Source organism: Terrabacter aerolatus, assembly GCF_007991735.1.
GTDB classification, from domain to species: domain Bacteria; phylum Actinomycetota; class Actinomycetes; order Actinomycetales; family Dermatophilaceae; genus Terrabacter; species Terrabacter aerolatus.
Genome location: NZ_BJYX01000014.1, coordinates 91,841 through 115,880, shown reverse-complemented (window position 1 = coordinate 115,880; position 24,040 = coordinate 91,841). Strand labels below are relative to the sequence as shown.

Annotated in this window: 26 protein-coding genes; 10 read left to right on the top strand and 16 right to left on the bottom strand. The window is 72.1% G+C overall.

Features of this window, described 5'->3' with window-relative positions; all coding sequences use genetic code 11:
* Nucleotides 1-42: 42 nt before the first annotated feature.
* The 6 genes from TAE01_RS20570 to TAE01_RS13670 all read right to left on the bottom strand — a co-directional run bounded on the left by TAE01_RS20570 (nt 43) and on the right by TAE01_RS13670 (nt 6,255).
* Nucleotides 43-219, bottom strand: a complete 177-nt coding sequence (locus TAE01_RS20570; protein ID WP_186815208.1) for a hypothetical protein — start codon at nt 217-219, stop codon at nt 43-45.
* A 135-nt stretch (nt 220-354) separates the two neighbouring features.
* Complete coding sequence (locus TAE01_RS13690) at nt 355-1,386, bottom strand: LacI family DNA-binding transcriptional regulator (RefSeq protein ID WP_147067354.1); 1,032 nt, start codon at nt 1,384-1,386, stop codon at nt 355-357.
* Nucleotides 1,383-2,912 carry a GH1 family beta-glucosidase gene (locus TAE01_RS13685; protein WP_147067352.1) on the bottom strand — a complete coding sequence of 510 codons (1,530 nt, stop codon included), beginning with the start codon at nt 2,910-2,912 and terminating at the stop codon, nt 1,383-1,385. Before TAE01_RS13685 ends, TAE01_RS13690 begins: the two co-directional genes overlap by 4 nt.
* Complete coding sequence (locus TAE01_RS13680; RefSeq protein WP_147067350.1) at nt 2,909-3,802, bottom strand: carbohydrate ABC transporter permease; 894 nt, start codon at nt 3,800-3,802, stop codon at nt 2,909-2,911. Before TAE01_RS13680 ends, TAE01_RS13685 begins: the two co-directional genes overlap by 4 nt.
* Complete coding sequence (locus tag TAE01_RS13675) at nt 3,799-4,794, bottom strand: carbohydrate ABC transporter permease (protein ID WP_147067348.1); 996 nt, start codon at nt 4,792-4,794, stop codon at nt 3,799-3,801. Before TAE01_RS13675 ends, TAE01_RS13680 begins: the two co-directional genes overlap by 4 nt.
* A gap of 129 nt (nt 4,795-4,923) precedes the next feature.
* Nucleotides 4,924-6,255: an ABC transporter substrate-binding protein gene (locus tag TAE01_RS13670; protein WP_147067347.1), complete on the bottom strand. Its 1,332-nt coding sequence runs from the start codon at nt 6,253-6,255 to the stop codon at nt 4,924-4,926.
* Nucleotides 6,256-6,468: 213 nt separating this feature from the next.
* Between TAE01_RS13670 and iolC the strand changes: the two genes are divergently transcribed.
* Nucleotides 6,469-7,458 (top strand): 5-dehydro-2-deoxygluconokinase, encoded by a 990-nt coding sequence (gene iolC, locus TAE01_RS13665; protein WP_147067345.1) that lies wholly within the window; start codon nt 6,469-6,471, stop codon nt 7,456-7,458.
* A gap of 334 nt (nt 7,459-7,792) precedes the next feature.
* On the opposite strand, the gene TAE01_RS13660 is transcribed toward iolC, so the two are convergent.
* The 4 genes from TAE01_RS13660 to TAE01_RS13645 form a co-directional block, all read right to left on the bottom strand.
* Nucleotides 7,793-9,133 (bottom strand): MATE family efflux transporter, encoded by a 1,341-nt coding sequence (locus TAE01_RS13660; RefSeq protein ID WP_147067342.1) that lies wholly within the window; start codon nt 9,131-9,133, stop codon nt 7,793-7,795.
* On the bottom strand, nt 9,130-9,840 hold the full coding sequence (locus TAE01_RS13655; RefSeq protein ID WP_147067340.1) for a DNA alkylation repair protein: 711 nt from the start codon (nt 9,838-9,840) through the stop codon (nt 9,130-9,132). The genes TAE01_RS13660 and TAE01_RS13655 overlap by 4 nt, the downstream gene beginning before the upstream one ends.
* A 64-nt stretch (nt 9,841-9,904) precedes the next feature.
* The gene (locus TAE01_RS13650) at nt 9,905-10,531 is read right to left on the bottom strand and encodes a class I SAM-dependent methyltransferase (protein WP_147067338.1); all 627 of its coding nucleotides are present in this window, start codon (nt 10,529-10,531) and stop codon (nt 9,905-9,907) included.
* A 21-nt stretch (nt 10,532-10,552) separates the two neighbouring features.
* The gene (locus TAE01_RS13645) at nt 10,553-10,828 is read right to left on the bottom strand and encodes a DUF2277 domain-containing protein (RefSeq protein ID WP_147067336.1); all 276 of its coding nucleotides are present in this window, start codon (nt 10,826-10,828) and stop codon (nt 10,553-10,555) included.
* 144 nt (nt 10,829-10,972) lie between these two features.
* Here TAE01_RS13645 and TAE01_RS13640 point away from each other — a divergent pair, with 144 nt between their 5' ends.
* The 3 genes from TAE01_RS13640 to TAE01_RS13630 all read left to right on the top strand — a co-directional run bounded on the left by TAE01_RS13640 (nt 10,973) and on the right by TAE01_RS13630 (nt 14,178).
* Nucleotides 10,973-11,752 carry a glucosamine-6-phosphate deaminase gene (locus TAE01_RS13640; protein WP_147067334.1) on the top strand — a complete coding sequence of 260 codons (780 nt, stop codon included), beginning with the start codon at nt 10,973-10,975 and terminating at the stop codon, nt 11,750-11,752.
* 436 nt (nt 11,753-12,188) lie between these two features.
* The gene (dnaB, locus tag TAE01_RS13635; RefSeq protein WP_147067332.1) at nt 12,189-13,577 is read left to right on the top strand and encodes a replicative DNA helicase; all 1,389 of its coding nucleotides are present in this window, start codon (nt 12,189-12,191) and stop codon (nt 13,575-13,577) included.
* Nucleotides 13,578-13,656: 79 nt separating this feature from the next.
* Complete coding sequence (locus tag TAE01_RS13630; protein ID WP_147067330.1) at nt 13,657-14,178, top strand: putative immunity protein; 522 nt, start codon at nt 13,657-13,659, stop codon at nt 14,176-14,178.
* A gap of 8 nt (nt 14,179-14,186) precedes the next feature.
* On the opposite strand, the gene TAE01_RS13625 is transcribed toward TAE01_RS13630, so the two are convergent.
* The 4 genes from TAE01_RS13625 to TAE01_RS13610 form a co-directional block, all read right to left on the bottom strand.
* Complete coding sequence (locus TAE01_RS13625) at nt 14,187-14,960, bottom strand: helix-turn-helix domain-containing protein (protein ID WP_147067328.1); 774 nt, start codon at nt 14,958-14,960, stop codon at nt 14,187-14,189.
* 18 nt (nt 14,961-14,978) lie between these two features.
* Nucleotides 14,979-15,749 (bottom strand): ABC transporter permease, encoded by a 771-nt coding sequence (locus tag TAE01_RS13620; RefSeq protein ID WP_147067326.1) that lies wholly within the window; start codon nt 15,747-15,749, stop codon nt 14,979-14,981.
* On the bottom strand, nt 15,746-16,528 hold the full coding sequence (locus tag TAE01_RS13615) for an ABC transporter ATP-binding protein (RefSeq protein WP_147067324.1): 783 nt from the start codon (nt 16,526-16,528) through the stop codon (nt 15,746-15,748). The genes TAE01_RS13620 and TAE01_RS13615 overlap by 4 nt, the downstream gene beginning before the upstream one ends.
* A 113-nt stretch (nt 16,529-16,641) precedes the next feature.
* Entirely contained in the window at nt 16,642-17,583 is a 942-nt protein-coding gene (locus TAE01_RS13610; RefSeq protein WP_147067323.1) for a hypothetical protein, read from the bottom strand.
* Between the two features lie 178 nt (nt 17,584-17,761).
* Here TAE01_RS13610 and TAE01_RS13605 point away from each other — a divergent pair, with 178 nt between their 5' ends.
* From TAE01_RS13605 to TAE01_RS13585, 5 genes are all read left to right on the top strand, one after another.
* On the top strand, nt 17,762-18,544 hold the full coding sequence (locus TAE01_RS13605; protein ID WP_147067321.1) for a metal-dependent transcriptional regulator: 783 nt from the start codon (nt 17,762-17,764) through the stop codon (nt 18,542-18,544).
* 248 nt (nt 18,545-18,792) lie between these two features.
* Nucleotides 18,793-19,359, top strand: coding sequence for a TMEM165/GDT1 family protein (locus tag TAE01_RS13600; RefSeq protein WP_147067320.1), 567 nt, complete (start codon nt 18,793-18,795; stop codon nt 19,357-19,359).
* 66 nt (nt 19,360-19,425) lie between these two features.
* Nucleotides 19,426-20,265: a DinB family protein gene (locus tag TAE01_RS13595; RefSeq protein WP_147067318.1), complete on the top strand. Its 840-nt coding sequence runs from the start codon at nt 19,426-19,428 to the stop codon at nt 20,263-20,265.
* A gap of 143 nt (nt 20,266-20,408) precedes the next feature.
* On the top strand, nt 20,409-20,735 hold the full coding sequence (locus TAE01_RS13590; RefSeq protein ID WP_147067316.1) for a hypothetical protein: 327 nt from the start codon (nt 20,409-20,411) through the stop codon (nt 20,733-20,735).
* A 9-nt stretch (nt 20,736-20,744) separates the two neighbouring features.
* A complete protein-coding gene (locus TAE01_RS13585; RefSeq protein WP_246111341.1) occupies nt 20,745-21,122 on the top strand; it encodes a cupin domain-containing protein in 378 nt (125 codons plus the stop codon).
* Between the two features lie 51 nt (nt 21,123-21,173).
* Here TAE01_RS13585 and TAE01_RS13580 read toward each other — a convergent pair whose 3' ends face one another.
* Nucleotides 21,174-22,367 carry a RimK family alpha-L-glutamate ligase gene (locus TAE01_RS13580; RefSeq protein WP_147067314.1) on the bottom strand — a complete coding sequence of 398 codons (1,194 nt, stop codon included), beginning with the start codon at nt 22,365-22,367 and terminating at the stop codon, nt 21,174-21,176.
* Nucleotides 22,368-22,391: 24 nt separating this feature from the next.
* On the opposite strand from TAE01_RS13580, the gene TAE01_RS13575 reads away from it, so the two are divergent.
* Nucleotides 22,392-22,868, top strand: a complete 477-nt coding sequence (locus tag TAE01_RS13575) for an ATP-dependent zinc protease family protein (RefSeq protein WP_147067312.1) — start codon at nt 22,392-22,394, stop codon at nt 22,866-22,868.
* On the opposite strand, the gene TAE01_RS13570 is transcribed toward TAE01_RS13575, so the two are convergent.
* Entirely contained in the window at nt 22,790-24,025 is a 1,236-nt protein-coding gene (locus tag TAE01_RS13570) for an MFS transporter (protein WP_147067310.1), read from the bottom strand. The two genes, TAE01_RS13575 and TAE01_RS13570, sit on opposite strands and share 79 nt — an antisense overlap.
* Nucleotides 24,026-24,040: the final 15 nt, after the last annotated feature.

Below are 24,040 nucleotides of genomic sequence, written 5' to 3'. Positions count from 1 at the left end.
CCCTTCGTCATGCCTGCCGGCTGTGCGGCGGGTGGGGGTGCGTCAGCGGCGGCCGACGACCGCGACCGTCGTGTCGAAGCCGTTCCAGGGCGTGTTGCCAGCCGCGTCGGGGACCTCGAGGTGCCCGTGCACCCAGGCCCGGCCCTGGCGCAGCGAGCCCGCCGGGGTCGTCACGGTCCAGCCGCGCTCGGTCCCGTCGCACGTGACCGGCACCGACACGACGGCGCGACGCCTCGCCGTCGGCGCGGCGCCACTGCGACGGCATGACGCCACTCGTATGCCGGTGGCTCGGGCCCGCGAGGGTGGCTCGGTGCCCGTGGGGTGGCGTCACGGGGCGAGCGGCGGCGCCGGCCGTCAGGTGGAGTCGCGGATGACGAGGTGGGTGTCGAGGGTCGTCACCCGGGGCGGTGCCTCGCCGGCGAGGAGGCGCAGAAGGGTGTCGGCCATGACGACGCCCATCTCCTGGGCCGGCTGCGCGACCGTCGTCAGCCCGACCTTGCCGCGCGTGGCGTACTTGCTGTTGTCGAAGCCGACGACCGCGACGTCCTCGGGCACGCGCAGCCCCCGCTCCTCGAGGGCGAGCAGCGCCCCGCTCGCCATGAGGTCGCTCGCGACGAAGATCGCGTCGACGTCCGGGTAGGTGTCGACGAGCGTCAGCGCCGCCCGGATGCCGCCCGCCTCGGTGAAGTCCCCGTGGGCCACGCGGTGATCCGGCAGACCGGCGGCCCGCAGCGCCTCGCGCCAGCCCTGCTCGCGGTCGACCGAGGCCGGCATGTCCGGGGGCCCGGTGATGGTGGCGATGGCGCGGCGTCCGCGATCGATGAGGTGCTGGGTGCCGGCGACGGCGCCGAGGCGGTTGTCGACGTCGATGTAGTAGTCGCTGTCCTTGGCTGCCTCGCCGATCGGCCGACCGCCGAACACGACCGGCAGGGCCCGGCTCAGGGTGGTGAGGAAGTGGTCGCCGGAGTGGTGCGACACGACGATGGCGCCGTCGACGTTGCCACCGAGCAGGTAGCGGCGGGTCTTCTCCGACGGCGAGCTCGGGTGGGTCAGCTGCAGGTTGAGCACGTAGTCGCTGTCGTCGAGCCGGTCGCTGATGCCCTGGACGACGTCGGCGAAGTAGGGGTCACCGAAGAAGCGGTGCGCGTCCTCGGGCACGACGAGCGCGATCGACATCGTGGCCCGCGCGACGAGCGAGCGGGCCGCCCGGTTGGGGACGTAGTTGAGCTCGGCGATGGCCTTCTCGACGACGGCGAGCACGTCGGCGCTGACCCGCGGCGAGCCGTTGATGACGCGCGAGACCGTGGCCCGGGACACGCCGGCCACCCGGGCGACCTCCTCGAGGGTGGGTCGGCCGGCGTGGGTGGCCAGCGTCCCGTCGCTCATGCCTCAGTGTCTCCCGCTGGGTCGTCGCCGCCACCGCGACCGGCCGGACCGTCCCACGGGGTGGGCAGCTGACGGGTGGCGATGATCCGGGCGTAGTCGAGCGCGCTGCCCTTGGGCGTGCGCACCTGGGTGTCGTAGTCGACTCGGACGATACCGAAGCGCTTGGCGTATCCCCAGGCCCATTCGAAATTGTCGAGCAGCGACCAGTAGAAGTAGCCGCGCACGGGCACCCCCGCGTCGACGGCGTCGAGGATCGCGCCGAGGTGCGCGCGGACGTATGCCGTCCGGCCGCGGTCGTCGACGAAGCCGTCCTCGTCGGGGGCGTCGTCGAAGGCGGCGCCGTTCTCGGTGACGTGCAGGGTGACTCCGGCCGGTCCGGCATACTCCTCGTGCAGCCGCACGAGGAGGCGGGTCAGGCCCTCCGGCTGGATCTCCCAGTCCATGGCCGTGACGGGCAGGCCGCGCGGGTGGCGGTACGCGTCGTCGGCGGCGGGGAAGGGTGAGCGGGTGAACCGGCCGCCGTTGAGGCTGTCGTCGAGGGCGGCGGGCGGCGGCTCGTGGCCGATGGCCTCGCCGTTGTAGTAGTTGACGCCGAGCACGTCGATGGGCGTGGAGATGACCTCGAGGTCGCCGTCCATGACGTGGTCGGTCAGTCCCAGGTGGCGGACGTCCTCGAGGAGGTCGGCCGGGTAGGCGCCGCGGAAGATCGGGTCGAGGAAGATCCGGTTCATCTGCGCGTCGATGCGCCGCGCGGCGTCGACGTCGCGTGGGTCGGACGGGTCGAGCGGGTCGGCCACGGTGAAGTTGAGCGTCAGGCCGAGCTCGAGCCCGGCGTCGCGGGCGCGCAGCTCCTGCACGACCCGACCGTGCGCGAGCATGAGGTGGTGTGCGGCCGCCAGCCCGTCGGCGGGTGACGTGCGGCCCGGCGCGTGCATGCCGGCGGTGTAGCCGAGGAAGGCCGCGCAGAACGGTTCGTTGAGTGTCGTCCACGTGCGCACCCGGTCGCCGAGCCGGTCGTGCACGGCCAGGGAGTAGTCGACGAACCGGTCGACCGTCTCGCGCGAGGTCCACCCGCCCCGGTCCTCGAGGGCCTGCGGCAGGTCCCAGTGGTAGAGCGTGAGCCACGGCGCGATGCCGGACTCGAGGAGCGAGTCGACGAGCTGCTCGTAGAAGTCGAGGCCCTTGGCGTTGACGGGTCCGCCGTCGGGACACACCCGGTCCCACGACGTCGAGAAGCGGTAGGACTGCATCCCGAGCGACTTCATGAGGGCCACGTCGGCGGCATACCGGTGGTAGTGCTCGCAGGCGACGTCGCCGGTGTCGCCGTCGACGACGGCGCCCGGGCTGTGGCTGAAGGTGTCCCAGATCGAGTCGGTGCGGCCGTCCTCGTGACGGGCCCCCTCGATCTGGTAGGCGGCGGTCGCGGCCCCGAGGACGAAGTCCTGCGGCACCGGGCGGGTCTGTGCCACCCAGGGATCGGCGGCGGCGACGATGAGGGGCTGGGGGCTACGCGTCTGCGCGGTCATCCCTTGACTGCTCCTTGCATGATGCCGGAGACGAGCTGCTTCCCGGCGAAGACGAACAGGACGATGAGGGGGAGCGCCATGAGCACGACCCCGCCCAGCACGAGCGAGTAGTCGACGAAGTAGGCGGCCTGCAGCTGCTGCAGGGCGACCGGCAGGGTCGGGTTGCCCGGGTCGAGGATGATGAACGGCCAGAAGAAGTTGGTCCACGTCGCGATGAAGGTGAACAGGCCGAGCATCGCCGCGCCCGGACGGGCGGCGGGGAGGGCGACCGACCAGAACGTCCGCAGCGTCGAGGCGCCGTCGACGCGGGAGGCCTCGATGAGCTCGTCGGGCAGCGCCTCGTGGAGGTACTGCGTCATCCAGAAGACGCCGAACGCACTGACGGCGCTGGGCAGGATGACGGCCCAGAGGCTCCCGATCCAGCCGAGCTTGCTCATGACGATGAACAGCGGCACGATCCCGAGCTGCGTCGGCACGGCCATCGTCGCGATGACGAAGACGAGCAGCCCGTTGCGGCCGCGGAAGCGCAGCTTGGCGAAGGCGAAGCCGGCCATGGCCGAGAAGAGCACGACGAGCACGGCCACCGTGCTGCTGACGAGGATGCTGTTGCCGAGGGCCTTCCAGAACGGGATCGTCGTGACGACGGTGGCGGCGTTCTGCAGGAAGTGCCCGCCCGGGACGAGCGAGTACGGGTCCTGGACGATGGCGGCCGAGTCCTTGCTGCCGATGACGAAGGACCACCAGAGCGGGAAGGCCGAGCCGACGAGGACGATCGCCAGGATGACGTATGCCGTCGGGCTGGCCTGGGTGCGGCGCACGAGTCGGGTGCCGCGTCGGGGCTTGACCGAGCGCTTCATGGCGGGCGCGGGGGTCAGGGTCGGGGCGGTCATCGCTGTCCCTTCGAGGCGATCCGGCGGGTGACGAGGAAGTTGACGACCGCGAAGAGCACGACGATGAGGAAGAGCATCCACGCGACGGCGGCGGCGCGGCCGAAGTTCTTCTGCGTCCAGCCGAGCTGGTAGAGGTAGAGGGTCAGCGTCTGCCACTGCCGGTCGGCGCCGCCGAGGCCGTACTGGTCGTACATCCGGGGCTCGTCGAAGATCTGCAGCCCGCCGATGGTCGAGGTGATGACGACGAAGATGATCGTCGCGCGCAGCTGCGGCACCGTGATCGAGAAGAAGGTGCGCACCCGGCCGGCGCCGTCGATCATCGCCGCCTCGTAGTAGTCGCGCGGGATGGCCTGCATCGCGGCGAGGAAGATCAGCGCGTTGTAGCCGGTCCAGCGGAAGTTGACCATGGTGGCGATCGCGATGTGGCTGGGGATGACCTCCTTGTGCCACTGGATCGGGTCGACGCCGACGAGGCCGAGCAGGTGGTTGACGAGCCCGAACTTGTCGCCGAAGAGGTCGCTGAAGATGAGGGCGACGGCGACGGGCGCCACGACGTAGGGCAGCAGCACGCCCATCCGCCAGAAGGTGCGGGCCCGCAGGCCGCTGTCGAGCGCGGCCGCGATGAGCAGGGCGGCGATGACCTGGGGGACGCTCGAGAGCAGGAAGATGCTGACGGTGTTCTTCAGCGCGTTCCAGAAGTAGGGCTGGGCGAGCACGTCGGTGTAGTTCTTGAGCCCGACGAAGGCGCCCTGGCCGCCGATGAGGCTCCACCTGTGGAGGGAGACCCAGGCCGTGTAGAGCAGCGGGAAGAGCCCGACGACGCCGAAGAGGATGAAGAACGGCGAGATGTACGCGTAGGGCGCGCCCCGCTCGTCGAGCCTGGTCAGGCGGCGGCGCCACCGCGGACGGGGCTTCAGGGGCGAGCGCTGCACGAAGGCCGGGGTGCCCGCCTCGGGGGACTGCGTCGTGCGCGTGGGGGACTGGACGGTCATGGCGGTTCCGATGGTCGGGCGGACGGCCCGGTGCCCGGGTGAACGGTGAGGGGGTGCACCGGGCCGTCCGCGGTCGGCTGGTCGATCCGTCGCGTGGCGTGTCGCGACGGGTCGGCCGGCGGGGTCAGGTCAGCCGAGCGCCTTGACGTCGCCGACCCACTTGTCCCAGGACTCCTGCGGCGAGGTGCCCTGCTCGACACGGGTCAGGGCCTGCTGCATCGCGTCGTTGATCGCGAAGTAGTGCGAGCCCTTGTACGGCGTCATGGTGACGGCCTTGGCCCGGTCGGCGAAGATCTGGCCGGTGGGGGCGTTGTTGAACGAGGCGACCTTGAAGGAGAGCAGGTCCTGGCTCTCGAGCGCCTGCTTCTGGCTCGGGAAGGCACCGACCTTCTGGAAGGCCTTGATCTGCTGCTCGGGCGCGGTCAGCCACGCGGCGAGCTCACGAGCCTCCTTCGGGTGGGCGCTCTGCTTGGGCACGGTCAGGTAGGACCCGCCCCAGTTGCCACCGCCGCCGGGGAAGGTGTTGGCGACGTCCCAGCCCTTGACGCCCTTGGCGTTGCCCTCGATGACGCCGACCATCCAGCCGGGGCAGAGCATCGTGGCGAAGCCGTTCTTCTGGAAGCTGGCCGTCCAGTCGTCACCCCACTGCTGGAGCTTGGCCGACAGGCCGTCGGTGATGCCCGCCTGGATCACCTGGTCGTAGGCCTTCTTGACGTCGGCGTTGTCGGTGGCCGTGATGCTGTCGTCGCTCGGGTTCTCGTAGGCGGCCGGGATCTGGTTGACCATGCCCTGGTAGGTCGCGCCGATGCTGTCGAAGAACGGCACCTTGGACTTGGCCTTGAACTGCTTGCCGGCCGCGAAGTAGCTCTCCCACGTGGTGCCGAAGAGCTTGGCGACCGACTCGCGGTCGCTCGGCAGGCCGGCGGCCTTGAAGAGGTCGCTGCGGTAGCAGATCGCCTCGGGCCCGGAGTCCGTGCCGTAGCCGATGAGGTGGCCGTCGGAGTCCGTGGCGGCCTTGGCCTTCCAGTCGAGCCAGCGGCCGGCGACGTCGGGCGCGTTGAGGTCGGTGAACTTGTCGGAGTACTGGAGCATCTCGGGGAGCCAGTCGACCTCGACGGCCTCGACGTCGGCCATGCCGCTGCCGGCCGAGAGGCGGGTGAAGAAGGTGTCGCGGGCCTCGTTGGAGGTCGCGGCCTTCTTGTGGGTGACCTTGATGTTCGGGTGCGTCTTCTCGAACTCGGGGATGAGGTCCTCGTAGCCGAACTGGTTGAACGTGGCGAGCGTCAGGGTGACGGGACCGCCGGCAGCGCCGCCGGTGCTTCCGGCCTGCGTGGCACTCCCGTCGGTGCCGGAGCCGGAGCTGCAGGCGGTCAGAGCCATCAGCCCGACGGTGAGGGTGGCGAGTACGGCATGGCGAGAGCGCACGGAGGGCGCGCCGATCCGGGTGGAACGGGATGTCATGGAGAGCTCCTTTGGTCTCATCCCCAGGGTGGGTGTGGGAGCGCTCTCCGTGCGTGAAACGCAACTGTGAGAGCGCTCTCACGAGGAGGATGGAGGGAACGAGGGGCCTTGGTCAAGACTCGTGACCATTCCGTGACCTGATGGGCCGCGCGGATCGCCGCTAGCGTTGAGGTGCCGGCACCGCCCGGGCCCCGGCGTCCCGCAGGAGGCACCATGACCGTCCACGACCTCGTCGCGATGGGCCGGGTGGGTGTCGACCTCTACCCCCTCCAGCACGGTGTGACGCTCGACGAGGTGCGCACCTTCGAGAAGTTCCTCGGCGGGACGGCGGCCGACGTCACGGTCGCCGCGGTGCGCCACGGCCGGCGGGCGGCCCTCGTCAGCGCCACGGCCGACGACGCCTTCGGACGCTTCGTGCACCGCGAGCTGCTCCAGCTCGGCGTCGACGACGCGTACGTGCAGACGATCACCGACGGGCCGCCGACCCCCGTCACCTTCTGCGAGATGTTCCCGCCCGACCGCTTTCCGAGGTGGTTCTACCGCTACCCGACGGCGCCGGACCTGCTCATCACTCCGGAATCGCTGCCGCTGCAGGCGATTCGCGAGGCCAAGGCGTACTGGTCGAGCCTCACCGGTCTCAGCCGGGAGCCGAGCAGGGCCGCCCACCTCGCAGCGCTCGAGGAGCGCGGTCGCCGGCCCCTGACGGTGCTCGACCTCGACTACCAGGAGACGTTCTGGCGCGACCGCGGCCGGTCCTCCGACGACCCTCGCGACCGGGCGCGCGTCCAGGCGGCCGAGGCGCTGCGCCGTGCCACCGTCGCGGTCGGCAACCTCGACGAGTGCGAGCTGGTGACGGGCGAGTCCGATCCACGGCGGGCCGCCCGCGCCCTGCTCGGCGCGGGGGTCGACCTGGCCGTCGTCACCCTGGGTGCTCGGGGCGTCGTGGCCCTGACGGCCGACGAGGAGGTCGGTGTCGACGGCTTCCCCGTGACGGTGGTCAACGGGCTCGGCGCCGGGGACGCCTTCGGGGGCGCGCTCGTGCACGCGCTGCTCGCCGGGTGGGACCTCGAGCGCACGCTGCACTTCGCCACCGTGGCCGGGGCGCTCGTGGCCGGACGACTCGAGTGCTCGACGGCGATGCCGACGACGGCCGAGGTGCAGGCCCTGCTCTCGGACGTCGAGGTGGCCGACGGCGCCCTGTGAGGGGGGCGCGCCGATGACCGGTGCCCTGTGAGGTGGAGCGCCCGGGGGACGGTGCCGTCACGGCCGCGGGCGACGTCGCGTCGGGCCCCGGAAACGAGAAAACCCGCCCCCGCTGGTCACGTCGCCGAACTCGACCAGCGGGAGCGGGTGCCCTTTGACTCGATGATCCGACAGGGGGGAGGAGATCACCGAGTCGCACAGGAGCAACTCACGAGATCGACTATGCGCGCCGGACCTTAAAGAACACTGGGAAACCCGTAGCAGTTGGCCCTGACCTCGGCGACCGGCCCGGGGGCGGGCACGCACGTCGCCGGCGGCGGACGGCATACGCCCCTCAGCGGGCGCCGACGACCATCCAGTCGTCGCGGCGCGCGCGCCACCCCAGCACGACACCGCGGATGACCATGAAGGCGGTGAACGCGATCCACAGCACGACGACGTCGCGGCTCGGTGAGTCGCTCGGGCCGGCAGCGCGGACGGCCAGGGCGAGCGGGAGGTAGGCCACGAAGGTGACGACCATGCCGCGCGCCAGCCAGCGTCCGTCGCCGGCTCCGATGAGGACCCCGTCGAGGACGAAGACGTAGCCGGCGACGGCCTGCCCGAGCCCGACGACGACGAGTGCGGCGCCGAGCGCGTGCTGCACCGCGGGGTCGGGCGTGAAGAGCGGCGGGATGACCGCGTGCAGGGCGGCCAGGACGAGCCCGAGCACGAGTCCGCCCCAGACGCCCCAGCGCACCATGGTCCCCATGGCGACCCGGACTCCTGCGCGGTCGCCCGATCCGAGCGCGCGGCCGGTGATCGCCTGCGCCGCGATCGCGAGCGCGTCGAGGGCGAAGGCGAGGAACGACCACACCGTCAGGGCGACCTGGTGGGCCGCCAGCGGGACGTCCCCGAGAGAGGCTGCGACCCACGTCGTGACGAGCAGCGTCGCGCGCAGGGCGACTGTGCGAACGAGCAGGGGTATGCCGGTGCGTGCGGCCGCGAGGACGCGTGCGGGATGGGGGCGCAGCCGGGCGTGCCGGGCCCGCGCCTTGACGAGCAGGACGGTGACGAGGGCGAGACCCATCCCGGTCTGGGCGATGACGGTGCCCCACGCGGATCCCGCGATGCCCCAGTGCAGCCCGTAGACGAAGACGAGGTTGAGCACGATGTTGGCGCCGAAGCCGACGACGGAGGCGACGAGTGGCGTCGTCGTGTCCTGCAGGCCCCGGAGCACCCCGGTGACGGCGAGGACGACGAGCATGGCCGGGATGCCGAGGGCAGAGATGCGCAGGTAGGTCGTGGCCTGCTCGAGGACCTCGGGCGAGGCGCCGAAGACGGCGCTGATCGGGCCGGCCCACAGGGCCACGACGCCAGCGGTCACGACGCCGAGACCGACGGCGAGCCAGAGCCCGTCGATGCCGGCGCTGACCGCCGAGCGCTCGTCGCCCGCTCCGAGGTGCCGGGCGACGACGCTCGTCGTGCCGTAGGCGAGGAAGACGAAGATGCCGGCCGCCGTGACGAGGGCGGCGCTCGCCACCCCGAGGCCCGCGAGCTCTGCGGTGCCGAGGTGCCCGACGATCGCGGAGTCGGCCAGCAGGAAGAGCGGTTCGGCGATGAGGGCCAGGAAGGCCGGGACCGCGAGACGGACGATCTCGCGGCGGTGGCCCGTCGGTGGTGACGGCGGTCGGCTCACGACAGCGGCCCCAGGTGCTTGAGCGCCTCGCGCCGCGAGAGGCCGGACAGGTCGGGGTGTGCGGCGACGAAGGCCCGCACCCACTCCGGGGCGACCCGGGCGTGGTCGCGCAGGGCCCAGCCGATCGCCTTGCGGCTGAAGAAGTCCGGGTCCTCGATGTTGGGCTCGATGACGTCCGACAGCAGCTCCTGGTCGAGGCGGTCGCGCGCGCCGACCTGGCAGATGATCGCGGCCCGCCGGACCCAGAGGGAGTCGCTCGCGGCCCAGTCGCGCATGCGCAGGCCCTCGACCGTCGGGTGGGCGAGCACGGTGTCCCGTACGAGGTGCGTCGCGATGTCGTCGACGACGTCCCACCAGGCTCCGGCCCGGATCAGCCTCTCCCACAGGGACATCGCGTCGCTGTCGACCCTCGGGCGGTAGGGGCGGTGGCGCGCGAGGGCGATGGCGGCATACCACTGCTCCCGGTGGGTGGCGTCGTCCCAGAGCGCGCGGATCGTGGCCTCCCACTGGGCGCGCGACACCATGGCGAGACCGGGGTCGCGCAGCAGGGGAGCGAGGACCGCCTTGAGTCGCGGTGAGGTCAGGCCGAAGTACGGCATCGACGACTTCATGTAGCGCTGCTGCCCGGCGGCACGGTCGGGATCGGCCTCGGCCACCAGGGCGGCCCGGACCTCCGACACGAGGTCGGGGTGGGGGCCGCTCGTCATGCGCCCACCGTAGTCGGCGTCACCGACGCCCTCTCCGGGGCCGGAGCCCGGCCTCGAGCCCGCGTCAGTCCGGTCGGGTGGCCCGGCCGAGGTAGGCGAAGACCCACGGACGCATGACCTTCGGCATCGGGGCGTACGCGCGCTCGATCGTCTCGATGACGAGCCCGGACTCCTCGACGAGCCGGTCGATGCGTCGGGTCAGGTGACAGCCGTCGAAGACCTTCTTCTGGATCGGCTCGAGGAGGCGCTGCCAGCGCTGCACGCCCTCGTCGGGGGCGACGCCGTGCTCGAGGAAGTGCAGGGCGCCCCCCGGACGCAGCACGCGTTTCACCTCGGCGAGAGCGCGGTCGACGTCGGGGATCGTGCACAGCGTGAACGTCGAGAGCACCGCGTCGGCGCTCGCGTCAGGGAGGCTGAGCCACTGCCCGTCGAGGTCGCCGCGGACGATGGGGATCGGGCTGCGGGAACGGCGGGCCGCGCCGAGCTCCCACGCCACGTCGGACGGCTCGACCGCGACGACGCGCGTGACCTCCGTCGGGTAGAGCCCGACGTTGTGGCCGCTGCCGAAGCCGAGCTCGACGACCTCGCCGCTCAGGCCCCGGCAGGTGCGGGTGCGCAGCTCGCGGACGGTCTCGTCCTCGCCGCCGGCGGCGACGAGGCGCGGCGTGACCTGGGTGGCCCAGATGCCCATGGGGCCAGAGTAGGGCGGTCGTCAGGCAGGCGTGCCGAAGCGCAGCGCGTTGCGCTCGCGGGCCCGTTGGCGCTCGACCTCACGGTCCTTGGGTGGGGCGCTCGTCGTGAGGTGGTCGAGCAGGTGCTGCGTCGCGTGGGCGATCGCCTCGACCGCCTCGTCGAAGGCGTGCGCGTTGGCCTGGCTCGGCTTGGTGCTGCCACTGACCTTGCGGACGTACTGCAGCGCGGCGGCCCGGACCTCGTCGGTGGTCGCGGCCGGCTCGAAGTTGTGGAGCTGTCGGATGTTGCGGCACATGCTTCGACTGTAGGTCGCGCCGCCGTCTCCGTGGGCCGACGTGGTCGCGCGAACGGGGTCCGCGTCGAGGAGACGTCGACCCGGAGGTGGTCGGAGCGTGGATCGGGCCCCCGGGGCTCCCGCGTCCGGTGAGAGGGTGGGGCGATGGAGGTGCTCGTCCTGCCCACGGCCGCCGATGTCGCGCGCCGAGCCGCCGAGGTCGTCATCGAGGGCCTCGGCGCTGCCCGCCGGGACGAGCCGGTGCTCGGGCTCGCCACGGGCTCGTCCCCGCTCGGGCTCTACGCCGAGCTCGCCGCCGCAGTGCGAGCCGGGCGGCTCGACCTGACGCGCGCCCGGGGCTTCGCCCTCGACGAGTACGTCGGGCTGCCGGTCGGGCACCCGCAGTCCTACCGCGAGGTACTGCTGCGCGAGGTCTGCGGACCGCTGGGACTCGACCCGGGCCGGCTCGACGTCCCCGACGGGTCCGGACGGGACGAGGACGAGCTCGTCGCCGGGGCTGCCGACTACGAGCGGCGCATCGCCGCGGCCGGCGGGGTCGACGTCCAGATCCTCGGGATCGGGGCCAACGGGCACCTCGGCTTCAACGAGCCCGGGTCGGCCTTGTCGTCACGCACCCGGGTGAAACGGCTGTCGGACCGGACCCGGCACGACAACGCGCGCTTCTTCACCGGCCCGGAGGGCGTGCCGACCCATTGCGTCACCCAGGGCCTCGGCACCGTGCTGGCCGCCCGCCGCCTCGTCCTCGTCGCGTCGGGACCGGCCAAGGCCGACGCCGTGGCCGCCGCCCTCGAGGGCCCGCTGTCGGCGTCGTGCCCGGCGTCGGTGCTCCAGTGGCACGCCGACGCCACCGCCGTCCTCGACGAGGCCGCGGCGGCCCGACTGCGCAACCGCGACTACTACGACGCCTCGGCGGCAGGCCTGTGAGCACGGGGAGCGCAACCCCCGCCGCACGGCATACCCCACGGTCGGGCGTGTCGCGCGGGTCTGTGGACAACGCACAGGGGTGAGGAACTTGTTCTCCACAGCCCGTGGACGAGCATCCGCGCAGGTCACCGAGCACGAGAGGGTGTGACCGCCGACACATGCCCACAGTTGTGCACACACCTTGTCCACACCTGTTGACGGCGTGTCGGAGGTGCTCGTCCACCGGTTGTCCACAGGGGTGGGCCGGGGAGGAGCGCCTGAGGTTGTTGTCGGCCGAGCCGGGCACCTACGGTGGGGCGGTGCTCCTCGGGGAGGGGGGTGGACGCGCCGCTCCGTGCGCGTCGTCGCCCCCTCCGCGACGCTGTCGGCGTCGCGTTGTCTACTGGTGTGGACCGGTTGCACCGATGTCATCCACCACTCAGGGGAAGGGGAGCACGTGTCGCTCGCTGAGCTGAGCACGAGCGCTTTCGCGTCGTCGTCGTCCCGCGAGAGCGGACCACCCGACGACCGGCTCCCACCCCAGGACGTCGGGGCCGAGCAGTCCGTCCTCGGCGGCATGCTCCTGTCCAAGGACGCCATCGCCGACTGCGTCGAGCAGCTCAAGGGCACCGACTTCTACCGCCCCGCGCACGAGCTCATCTACGACGCCGTCCTCGACCTCTACGGCCGCGGTGAGCCTGCCGACGCCATCACCGTCAGCGACGAGCTGACCAAGCGCGGCGACCTCGGACGCGTCGGTGGCCAGGCCTACCTCCACCAGCTCATCGCCTCGGTCCCCACGGCGGCCAACGCCGGCTACTACGCCCAGATCGTCGCCGAGCGCGCGGTGCTGCGCCGGCTCGTCGAGGCCGGCACCCGCATCGTCCAGCTCGGTTACGCCCAGGGCGGTGGCGACGTCGAGGACATCGTCAACGCGGCGCAGGCCGAGGTCTACGCCGTCGCCGACAAGCGCGGCGGCGAGGACTACCACGCCATCGGCGACGTCATCGAGGCCACGGTCGACGAGATCGAGGTCGCCTCGGGCCGTTCCGGCGAGATGACCGGAGTCCCGACGGGCTTCACCGACTTCGACGCCCTGACCAACGGTCTGCACCCCGGGCAGATGATCGTCATCGCCGCCCGTCCCGCCATGGGCAAGTCGACGATCGGCCTCGACATCGTGCGCTCGGCCGCGATCAAGCACAAGATGGCCGCCGTCGTCTTCTCGCTCGAGATGAGCCGCACCGAGATCACGATGCGTCTGCTCTCGGCCGAGGCCGGCATCCAGCTCCAGCACATGCGCAAGGGCACGATGCGCGAGGAGGACTGGACCCGCCTCGCCTCGACGATGGGCCGCGTCTCCGACGCCCCGCTCTTCATCGACGACTCGCCCAACATGTCGCTCATGGAGATCCGCGCCAAGTGCCGCCGGCTCAAGCAGCGCGAGAACCTCAAGCTCGTCGTCATCGACTACCTCCAGCTCATGAGCTCGGGCAAGCGCGTCGAGTCGCGCCAGCAGGAGGTCTCGGAGTTCTCGCGTGCGCTCAAGCTGCTCGCCAAGGAGCTCGAGGTCCCGGTCATCGCGATCTCGCAGCTGAACCGTGGTCCCGAGCAGCGCACCGACAAGAAGCCCGCGATGAGCGACCTGCGTGAGTCCGGCTCGATCGAGCAGGACGCCGACATGGTGATCCTCCTCCACCGCGAGGCCGCCTACGAGAAGGACTCCCCTCGTGAGGGTGAGGCCGACCTCATCGTGGCCAAGCACCGAAACGGCCCCACCGACACGATCGTCGTCGCCTTCCAGGGCCACTTCAGCCGCTTCACCAACATGGCCAACAACTTCTGACGCTCGTGCCCTTCGTCGAGGTGGACCCGGACGGCGGATCGCCCGGCGCGGCAAGGGACTTCGGCGCTGAGCCCGGGCCGTGATCCTGCCCGAGGTCCGCGACCCCCGCTCCGTGACGATCCGCCGCGGCGGGACGCTGACGGACGCGGACCACCACCTGCTGGCGCTCTGGGCGGCGGCCTGCGCCGAGCACGTGCTCGGCCTCTTCGAGGCGGCGCGCCCGGACGACCCTCGCCCGCGCCAGGCGGTGGAGCACGCCCGCGCGTGGGTGCGGGGCGAGGTTCCGATGATGGTGTCGCGCGCAGCCGGCGGACACGCGATGGGCGCGGCCCGCGAGCTGCACGGCGCACCGCGCTTCGCGGCCTACGCCGCAGGTCAGGCCGCGTGCGTCGCCCACGTGGCGGCGCACGAGCTGGGAGCGGCTGCCTACGCCATCAAGGCGGTTCGGGCGGCGCGCCCGTCGTCGGCGACGGACGGCGACGCCGCTGGGCGTGCCGAGTGCGCCTGGCAGCGCGACCAGCTGCCCGACCCCATCCGTGAGCTCGTTCTCGACGACCAGCGGCTGCGCAACGCGATCTGCTGGTCGGTCTTCGTCCCCTGACCCCCGGTTCAGCCGGCGGGTGCGATGCGACGGACGTCGGTCCAGCCGGTCCAGCCGCGCTCCTCGAGCAGCTCGAGCAGCCGGCCCGCGCAGGCGAAGGACTCGAGGAACGCCGCATCGAGCAACTCGACGAGGTCGGCGCTGACGGGGTGCTCGTCCTCCATCCCCTCGCTCCGGGCGGCTGCGGCCTCGATGAACGCGACCACCCGGTCGGCGAGGGCCGGCAGGCGGGGGTCGTCCGGACCGCAGTCGACGAGGTCGCCGAGGTCGAGGTAGAGCCGGCGCAGCGGCTCGTGGTCGATCTGCGCCTGCTTGATCTCCATGAGGGCAGCCACCGCGTCTGGCATCTGGGCCGCGATGATGATCCAGCTGTCACGCTCGACCTCGATGAGCCGGTCCGGGAAGCCGAGCTCACGCATCCGGTCGACGTAGGCCACCACCTCCGGCGGGAGTGCCAGGCTGTCGCCGGCCGCGAGCTGCGCGATGCGTTCCCGGTGCCGGCGCAGCTCGCGGATCTCGGCGCGCAGACGGCGGTCGATCTCCTCGACGGCCGCCGCGAAGTCCGGCTCACCGGCGTTGAGCAGCTCCTGCACCCGCGAGAGGGGCACGCCGGCGTCGGCGAGGACGCGGATCCGGACGAGCTGCACCACCGCGGCCGCGTCGTAGCGCCGGTAGCCGGACCGGTCCCGTTCGGGCTCGGGCAGCAGGCCCTTGGCGTGGTAGTGACGCACCGCCCGGACCGTCACCCCCGCGTAGGTCGCGAGCTGGCTGATGGTGAGCATGCCGGCATTGTCCCGTCGTCAGGCGATCTTGCGACGGTAGGTGCGCATCGCCAGACCGTAGGCGACGACGAGCAGTCCGACGCACCAGGCGAGGGCGACCCAGACGGTGGAGCCCAGCGGCGCCCCCGCGAAGAGGTTGCGGATGGTGTCGACGATCGACGTCACGGGCTGGTGCTCGGCGAACCACCGCACTGGTCCGGGCATGCCGTCGGTCGGCACGAAGGCCGAGCTGATGAACGGCAGGAAGATGAGCGGGTAGGAGAAGCCGCTGACGCCGTCGACGGACGTCGCCGTCAGCCCCGGGATGACGGCCAGCCAGGTCAGGGCCAGGGTGAAGAGCACGAGGATCCCCAGGACGGCCAGCCATGCGAGCAGCCCGGCGCCTGAGCGGAATCCCATGGCCAGCGCGACGAGCACGACGAGCGCGAGCGAGACGAGGTTGGCCACGAGCGAGGTCAGCACGTGTCCCCACAGCACGGCCGACCGGGCGATCGGCATCGACTGGAAGCGCTCGAAGATGCCGGTCGACACGTCGGTGAACAGCCGGAAGGCCGTGTAGGCGATGCCGGAGGCGACGGTGACGAGCAGGATGCCCGGCAGCAGGTAGTCGACGTAGCTGCCGCCCCCGACGCGGATGGCGCTGCCGAAGACGTAGACGAAGAGCAGCAGCATGGCGATCGGCGTGACCGCGGTGGTGATGATGGTGTCCGGGCTGCGCAGGATGTGGCGCAGCGACCGCTTGAGCAGGACGGTGGTGTCGCTCGTGACGTGCCCGACGGTGGTGGTCATCGCTGGTCTCCTTGGCTGAGGGCGGTGTCGTGCCCGACGATCGAGAGGAAGACCTCCTCGAGCGTCGGCTGCTTCTCGACGTACTCGACGGTGGCGGGTGGGAAGAGCTGACGGAGCTCGGCGAGGGTGCCCTCGGCGATGATCCGGCCCTCGTGCAGGATGGCGATCCGGTCGGCGAGCTGCTCGGCCTCCTCGAGGTACTGCGTCGTGAGCAGCACCGTCGTGCCGTGGCCGGCGAGCTCGCGCACCGTGCGCCACACCTCGTTGCGCGACTGCGGGTCGAGCCCTGTCGTCGGCTCGTCGAGGAAGAGCACGGGTGGGTCGCCGATGAGGCTCATGGCGATGTCGAGCCGGCGCCGCATGCCGCCGGAGTAGGTCGCGGTCCGGCGCTCGGCGGCGTCGACGAGGTCGAACCGCGCGAGCAGCTCGTCGGCGACACGGTCGGGTCGCTCCAGGCGGCGCAGCTCGGCGACGAGCACGAGGTTCTCGCGCCCGGTCAGGATCTCGTCGACGGCCGCGAACTGCCCGGTGAGGCTGATCGACGCGCGGACCCGGGCGGCCTCGGTGGCGACGTCGTGGCCGTCGACCGACGCGCTGCCGCTGTCGGCCCGGAGCAGCGTCGACAGGATGCGTACGGCGGTCGTCTTGCCCGCCCCGTTGGAGCCGAGCAGGGCGAGGACGGTGCCGCGTGGGACGACGAGGTCGACCCCCCGGAGCACCTGCTGGTCGCCGTAGGCCTTGGTCAGGCCGACGGTCTCGATGGCGTGGGATGTGGTCATGCGACAAGGCTGCAACCCTGCCGCAGCGTCAAGGTCAAGCCCCGGTGACCGGCCAGTTTCGGCGGCCCCCGGTGCCGGGGCTCACGGTCGAGCCGCCGGGGTCGAGGGCCAGGTCAGAGCGCGGCCGCGAGGATGCGCCGCCGCACCTCGCGCAGCTCTCTTGCGACGGTGTCGGAGGCGCGGCTGGGATCCGTGAGCCAGTCCACGAGCGAGCCGTCGTCGCGCGTCACCCCGGCCGACGTGTCGGCGACTGCCGCCGCCAGCAGGGCACCGGTGCGCGGCACGGGTTGGGCCGCTCCCAGCGCCTCGTCCACCCAGCGCTCGGCGGTGCGCATCAGGTCGTCGTCCACGTGTTGCCGACGGGTCGTCGCCAGCGCGAGCGCGGCGGCCGGGAGCGAGCCCACTGCCTCCGCGTCGTCCGCGGCCGGCTCACCTTCCGGGTCGGTCCCCGCCGCCGGACCCACGACCGAGCGAACCTCGGTCACGAGCGCGCCGAGGTGGATCTCGAGCAGCCAGGACGGCATGCCTCGCGCGGCAAGCACCCGCGCGAGCCACTCGACCTGGTGGACGGCACGCTCCGGCTCGAGGGGAGCCAGCGAGATGAGCCACGCCGAGTCGGTCGTCGCGAAGCGGGACCCGCGCGCCCCGTAGCGCGCGCCGTAGTAGGGCATCGCGTCGATCGACCCCTGCGCGGCGCGCACTGCTGCCCGGAGCAATGTCGCGTCGGTGGTGATCTCGTAGCCTCCGGAGGCGGGGTTGACGACGCCGGCGTCCACCGCCTGCCCGGACGCTCGACGGATGAGTCCTGCCGACACGTGGCCCCGCCCCTCCTCGACGAGCTCGGCGAGGTGGTTGGCGTCGGCTCCCGTCACCGGGCGCCCCTCGAGAGCATCCCGAAGCAGCTCCGGGTTCGTCGACCCCGTGGCCACGACCAGCCGCTCGACCGCGACGACCGCTGCCACGACCGCAGGGTCGTCCAGCGCTCCCACGGTGGCTCGGTCCACGTGCGACAGGAGGAGCTCGTGCACGTCGTCTGCACCGGCCGTCGTCGTCATGGGCGCATTCTCTCGCGCGCCGAACCGGTGCGTTCGCCACCCTGTCTCGGTGCGCCCATGATAAAAGTTAGGCATGCCGAACTTCATGGTCAGGAGTCTTGTCGCCGGCACGGTGCGGACGGTCGTGTTCGTCGCGTGCTTCGTGCTCGTGGCCACGCTCCTCCCGTAGTCTCTGGCGGTGGCCAGGACCGAGAACCGCACCGCGATCGAGGACTATCTCAAGGTCATCTTCGGCCTCGGCGAGTGGCAGGACGAGACGGTCAGCAACGCCGCCGTCGCGGCTCGGCTCGGGGTCTCCACGTCGTCGGTGTCCGAGATGGCGCGCAAGCTCGCCGATGCGGGTCTCGTCGCGCACAAGCGCTACGGGGGCATGCGGCTGACCGACGAGGGGCTCGGCCAGGCCCTCCGGATGGTGCGCCGGCACCGACTCGTTGAGACCTTCCTCGTCACGTCGCTCGGCTATGCCTGGGACGAGGTGCACGACGACGCCGAGGTGCTCGAGCACGCCGTCTCCTCACTCATGGTCGAGCGCATGGACGAGCAGCTGGGCCGCCCGTGGAGGGACCCCCACGGCGACCCCATCCCCACGGCCGAGGGGGTGCTGCACCAGCCGACGACCGAGCCTCTGGCAGCATCGCCGATCGGTGAGCGTCGCTTCGTCGCCCGGATCGACGACGACGACCCTGCCCTGCTGCGCTGGCTGGCCGACGCGGGGATCGACGTCGACGCCGAGGTCGTCGTCCGTGAGCGCCGGCCGTTCGGCGGCGCGACCCTCGTCGACGTGACACCTCGCGGGGGCGTGGACGGGCCGAGCCGCTCCTCCGAGCTCGGCGACCAGGCGGTCGCAGCCCTGCTCGTGAGCATCGACCCGGCTTCGCCGAATCCCTTGAATGCCAACGGTTGTCACTACGCCGACTGCCGACACATCAGCGCTGCAAGGGTTTCCGAGAAGAATCGCTAGGCGCACCGAGACGTTGCAGGGCGGTCCGGGGTCGCCTACGGTCGTCACATCGAAAGGGAGTAGTCCCCAACGACCGCATCGACATACTGGCTCCGGCCCGGTGCGGTGGGCCTCGGTTCGCGTCGCCGGCACGGCGGTCGCGGTCCTCACGGCGGACGAGACTTTCGACCTCGTGCCGACCCACCGACGGGCGCGCCAGGTCGAGGCTCCCCGGGGTGCTTCGCGTGCGCGCCGAGGAGACCCACCGCATGTCAGCCTTTCTCATCAGCGCAGCCGTCATCTTCGTCGCCGAGCTCGGGGACAAGAGCCAGCTCATGGCGATGACGTTCGCCACCCGCTTCAAGATGCTTCACGTCCTCATCGGGATCACCATCGCCACGGCCGTGGTCCATCTCGGCTCGGTCGCGATCGGCGTCGCGATCGGCGACCACCTCCCGCGCGCCGCCATCTCCGTCACGGCCGGCATCGCCTTCCTCTTCTTCGCCGCGTGGACGCTGCGCGGTGACTCCCTGTCGGACGAGGAGGCGGCGGTCGCGAGCACGACGCGGCGCACGGCGATCATCGCGGTGACGATCGCCTTCTTCCTCGCCGAGCTCGGTGACAAGACGATGCTGGCGACGATCACCCTGGCCACCCAGCACGGCTGGTTCGGCACGTGGCTCGGCAGCACGATCGGCATGGTCGCGGCGGACGCCCTGGCCATCGTCGTCGGCGCTGCCCTCGGCAAGCGCCTGCCCGAGCGCGTCATCACGTGGGGTGCCGCGCTCGCCTTCGTCGTCTTCGGTGTCCTGCTCATCGTCGAGGGACTGAGCTGACCGGACGCCGATCGTCCGGGACGCGTCCTACGCTGCCCGTGACCGCAGACGGACGAGGGGACCGAGATGACCGATGTGACCTACGACGACCAGCAGGGCGCCCGCTTCGAGCGCGTCCGCCTGACTGGCGCCACCTTCGAGGACGTCTACCTCGACGGCGCGCGGCTGCACGACGTCGACCTGCGGGGCGCGTCGCTGCGCATGGTCGACCTGCGCGGCCTGCGCGCCCGCGACGTCTGGCTCGAGGACGTCGACATCACCGGCGACGTCGAGAACCTCGTCATCAACGGCGTCGACGTGGCGCCCCTCATCGAGGCCGAGCTCGACCGGCGCGACCCCGACCGGGCCAAGATGCGGCCCACCGACGCCGCCGGCTACCGGGAGGCGTGGGACGTCGTCGAGCGGCTGTGGGCCGGCACGGTCGAGCGGGCGCGCACCTTCTCGCCGGAGCAGCTGCACGAGCGGGTCGACGGGGAGTGGTCGTTCATCGAGACGCTGCGCCACCTCGTCTTCGCGACGGACGCCTGGGTGTGCCGCGCCCTCCTCGGGGACGCCGAGCCGTGGGACGCCCTCGACCTGCCGCACGACGACATGCCCGACAGCCCGCCCGTGCCGCGCGACCGCACGGCCCGCCCGTCGCTCGACGAGGTGCTCGTCCTGCGCGCCGACCGCATGGCGACGGTGCGCCGCGTCATCGAGGGCCTCAGCGACGAAGCGCTGTCGGGGACCACCGCGCCCGTCACCGCACCCGGCTACCCGGAACCCGAGTCGTATGCCGTGACGCGGATCCTGCGCACGATCCTCAGCGAGGAGTGGCACCACCGGCAGTACGCCGAGCGTGACCTCACGGCGCTCGAGTCGGGGTCGCTCGAGCCGGGGTCGCGCGAGCCGGCGTCCACGACCTGAGCCCCCGGGGCTGAGCCCCCGGGGCGGCCGGTCCACAGCGAACTCCCGGCCGATTCCCACCCCCGCCCCCTAGCGTGGCCGTTCACCAGGCGTGTGCAGGGGCCGGTACCTGCCGGGCCCGCCGACCCATCAGGAGGTTCCCCGTGCCTGATCTCGGTTGGCCGGAGCTCATCGTCGTCGTCGCTGTGGCCGGGGTGGTCGCCTTCGTCTGGACGCGCCTGCCGGACCGGACCCGCGGCACCCGGCGGCCGTCGCACCCGGGCGCCCCCGAGGTCGACCGGGGCACCTCCTCGCCCGGCGCGCGCGACCTGTTCGACTCGCGGCAGGTCCCTCCCGCGACCCGGCTGAGCGTCGACGAGGCCCACGAGGCCGTCGTGCGCGCCGACGACCGGGTGGCCGAGGCCGATGCCGAGGTGGCCCGCCTGCGGGCCGAGCTCGTGCGTCGGAGGAACCAGCGGGGCTCGCACTAGTCTGCGAGCGTGACGACCGATCCCTCCACCCGTCCCGGCGCGACGCCGGGACGACTGCTCGCTCCCGACGTCCTCGGCGCCCCGCTGCTCGAGCCGGTCCCGGCGGGCGTCGACGTGCTCGACGGCTCGCCCACCGCGTCGGTGACCTCACTCGCGCACGTCGCCGGCGCCGAGGTCGGGGTCTGGGAGATGACGCCCGGCACCGTCACCGACGTCGAGGCCGACGAGGTCTTCGTCGTCCTGTCCGGTCGCGCCGCGCTCACGGTGGGCGGCGCCGAGCCGCTCCACCTGGGGCAGGGATCCGTCGTGCGGTTGCGCGCCGGTGAGCGCACGACGTGGACGGTCACCGAGACGCTCCGCAAGGTCTACGTCACCCCCAGCGCCTGACGGCATACGACCGACGGGCCGTATGCCGTGAGCCGCGCGGGCCTGCGTCGCTCAGGCGACGGTGTGGATGGGGTCGCTGGGCAGCTTGCGCACCTTGGCGCGGCGCCGGCGGCGCTCGGGGATCATCGAGCGCATCTCCTCGAGCCGGCCGAAGCAGAGCAGCCGGTCCTCGGCCTCGAGCACGACCCGACGGCGCGGGTTGGGGATGACGCTCGTGCCGCGGTGCAGGGTCAGCACCTGCAGGTCGCGCTCCTCGAGCCCGGACTCACCGATGGTCTTGCCGATGATGTCGGCGCCCGCGTGGACGACGAGCTCGGCCACGCCGTAGCCCGTCGAGACGGTGAGGCGCTGGCGCACGTCGATCTCGGGGAAGGCGACCTGGCCGGCGATGTGGTCGATGATCGCGCCGGCGACGTCGAGCTCGGTCGCTCTCTCGATGCCCTCGAGGCCCGGGGAGGAGTTGACCTCCATGACGAGCGGGCCGTCGTTCCCCTCGAGCATGTCGACGCCCGCGACGCGCAAACCCATGATCTGGGCCGACCGCACGGCGGCCTGCTCGTACTCCGGGGTCAGCTCGACCGGCTCGACCGTGCCGCCGCGGTGGACGTTGGAGCGGAACTCGTCGCCGCTGGCTCGACGCCGCATGGCCGCGACGACGCGGTCGCCGACGACGAGGGCGCGGATGTCGCGACCCCGGCTCTCGGTGACGAAGCTCTGGATGAGGACGTTCTGCTTCGTGCTGTGCAGCGTCTCGATGATCGCCTCGGCGATCTTGATGTCCGGCGCGAGGATGACGCCGATGCCCTGCGTGCCCTCGAGCAGCTTGATGACGACGGGCGCACCGCCGACGCGTTCGATGGCCGGCATGACGTCGGCGCGGTTGCGCACGAACGTCGTGGCGGGCATGCCGATCTGGTGGCGCGAGAGGATCTGCGCGGCGCGGAGCTTGTCGCGGGCGTTGGCGATGCCGTTCGCGGTGTTGGGCGTGTAGACGTCCATCTGCTCGAACTGGCGCACGACGGCCGTGCCGAAGTAGGTGATCGAGCTGCCGATGCGCGGCAGGATCGCGTCGTAGTCCGACAGTGGCCGACCCCGGAACTGCAGGTCGGGCTCGGGGCCGGACAGGTCGATGGCGAAGCGGAGCGTGTTGAGCACCCGCACCTGGTGTCCGCGGTCGAGCGCGGCGGTGCGCAGGCGCTGGGTGGAGTAGGCACGCGGCGCGCGCGAGAGGATCGCGAGTTTCATGCAGGGTCCTGCCAAGATGGGCGGGTGTCTGGGCCGGCCTATTCAAGCACTCCTGTCGGATGGCGGGAGTGGGTCTCCCTGCCCGGTGTGGGGCTGCCGTGGCTCAAGGCCAAGGTCGACACGGGGGCGCGCACGTCGTCGCTCCATGCCGAGGACGTCGAGGAGTTCGAGCGCGACGGCGAGCCGTGGGTCCGCTTCACCGTTCACCCGTGGCAGGACACTTCCGACGACACCCGGACGCTCGAGTGCCCGGTGCACGACCGCCGCAGCGTGCGCAGCTCGTCGGGACACGTGACCAAGCGCTACGTCGTGACCCTCGACCTCACGCTGGCCGGCCGCACGGTCCCCGCGGAGGTCACCCTGAGCAAGCGGGACCGGATGGGTTTCCGGATGCTCGTGGGCCGCGAGGCGCTGCGCCAGGGCTACGTCGTGGACCCGTCGCGCTCGTATGCCGGCGGCCGACCTCCCAAGGACGTCCGCCGCCGCAACCGGGGCCACTGAATCGCTCGGACGAGGGCCGACCCGAGCAGGGCCACGGCTGCCGCGGCGAAGGGCGATCCGGGGCCGTATGCCGTCCCGAGCGTCGCGAGGACGGCCGGCGCGATCGACGTGGCGAGACCCCACGTGAGTCCCAGCACGGCGAGGTAGGTGCCGCGGGCCCGGTCGGGGGCGAGGGTGCCGGCGCGGGCCATCGTCGTGGCGATGACGAGCAGGCTGCCGACGTCGAAGGCGACGAGGCCCGTCGCCAGACCGAGCGGGTGGGTGGCGAGGGCGAGAGCGACGAGACCTGCGGCGGCGGTCACCTCGCCGGTGAGGAGGACGCCTCGGTCACCGGTACGACGGCGCACCGTGGCGGCCAGCCAGGCACCCGGGACGCTGGCGGCGGCGCCGGCGGCGAGGACCCAGCCCGTCGCGGCGGGCGCCATGCCCCGCTGCTCGACGAGGAGCGGGACGCCGAAGACGACGATCATCGTCACGGTGGCGACGACGGTGCCGAAGCCGACGACCGGGCGCAGCCGTCGGTCGCGCAGCGCCGTGAGCCAGCGCTCGCGCGCCGGCGTCGGAGGCTGCCCGCCCGGGCGCGCCGCGCGGGCCGGCCTGACGCAGGCGGCGACGAGGACGGCACAGGCCATGCAGGTCGCCGCGTCGACGACGAAGAGCCACCGCAGCCCGAGTCCGGCCACCGCCGCGGCGACGAGGCCGGCGGCGACGCCCGCGACCGCGAGCGAGGCGTTGAGCGCCGAGTAGGCGAAGGCCAGCTCCTCCTCGCCGACGAGCTCGGTGACGAGGGCCTGGGTCGGCGGCTCGACGATCTCGTAGGCCAGGCCGAGCAGGGTCGCGCCGACGAGTGCGCCACCGACGGTCGGGGTGGCGGCGATGGCGAGCTGCGCGACCGCGCACCCGACGAGCCCGAGCAGCATGGTCTGGCGGTGGCCCCAGCCGTCGGCCAGCTGGCCCCCGAGGATGCGTGAGGGGATGGTCGCGACGCCGAAGCAGGTCAGCGCGAGGGCCGTCTCGGCCGCGCCCGCACCGAGCTCGCGCACGAGCAGCACGCCGAGGAAGGCCATGGAGAAGCCGCCGAGCCGGTTGACGCACCGGGCCACGACGAGCACCCGCAGCTGCCGCGGAAGTGCGGTGGTCCCGGACCTCCGCTCCATCGTGTCTCCTGACTG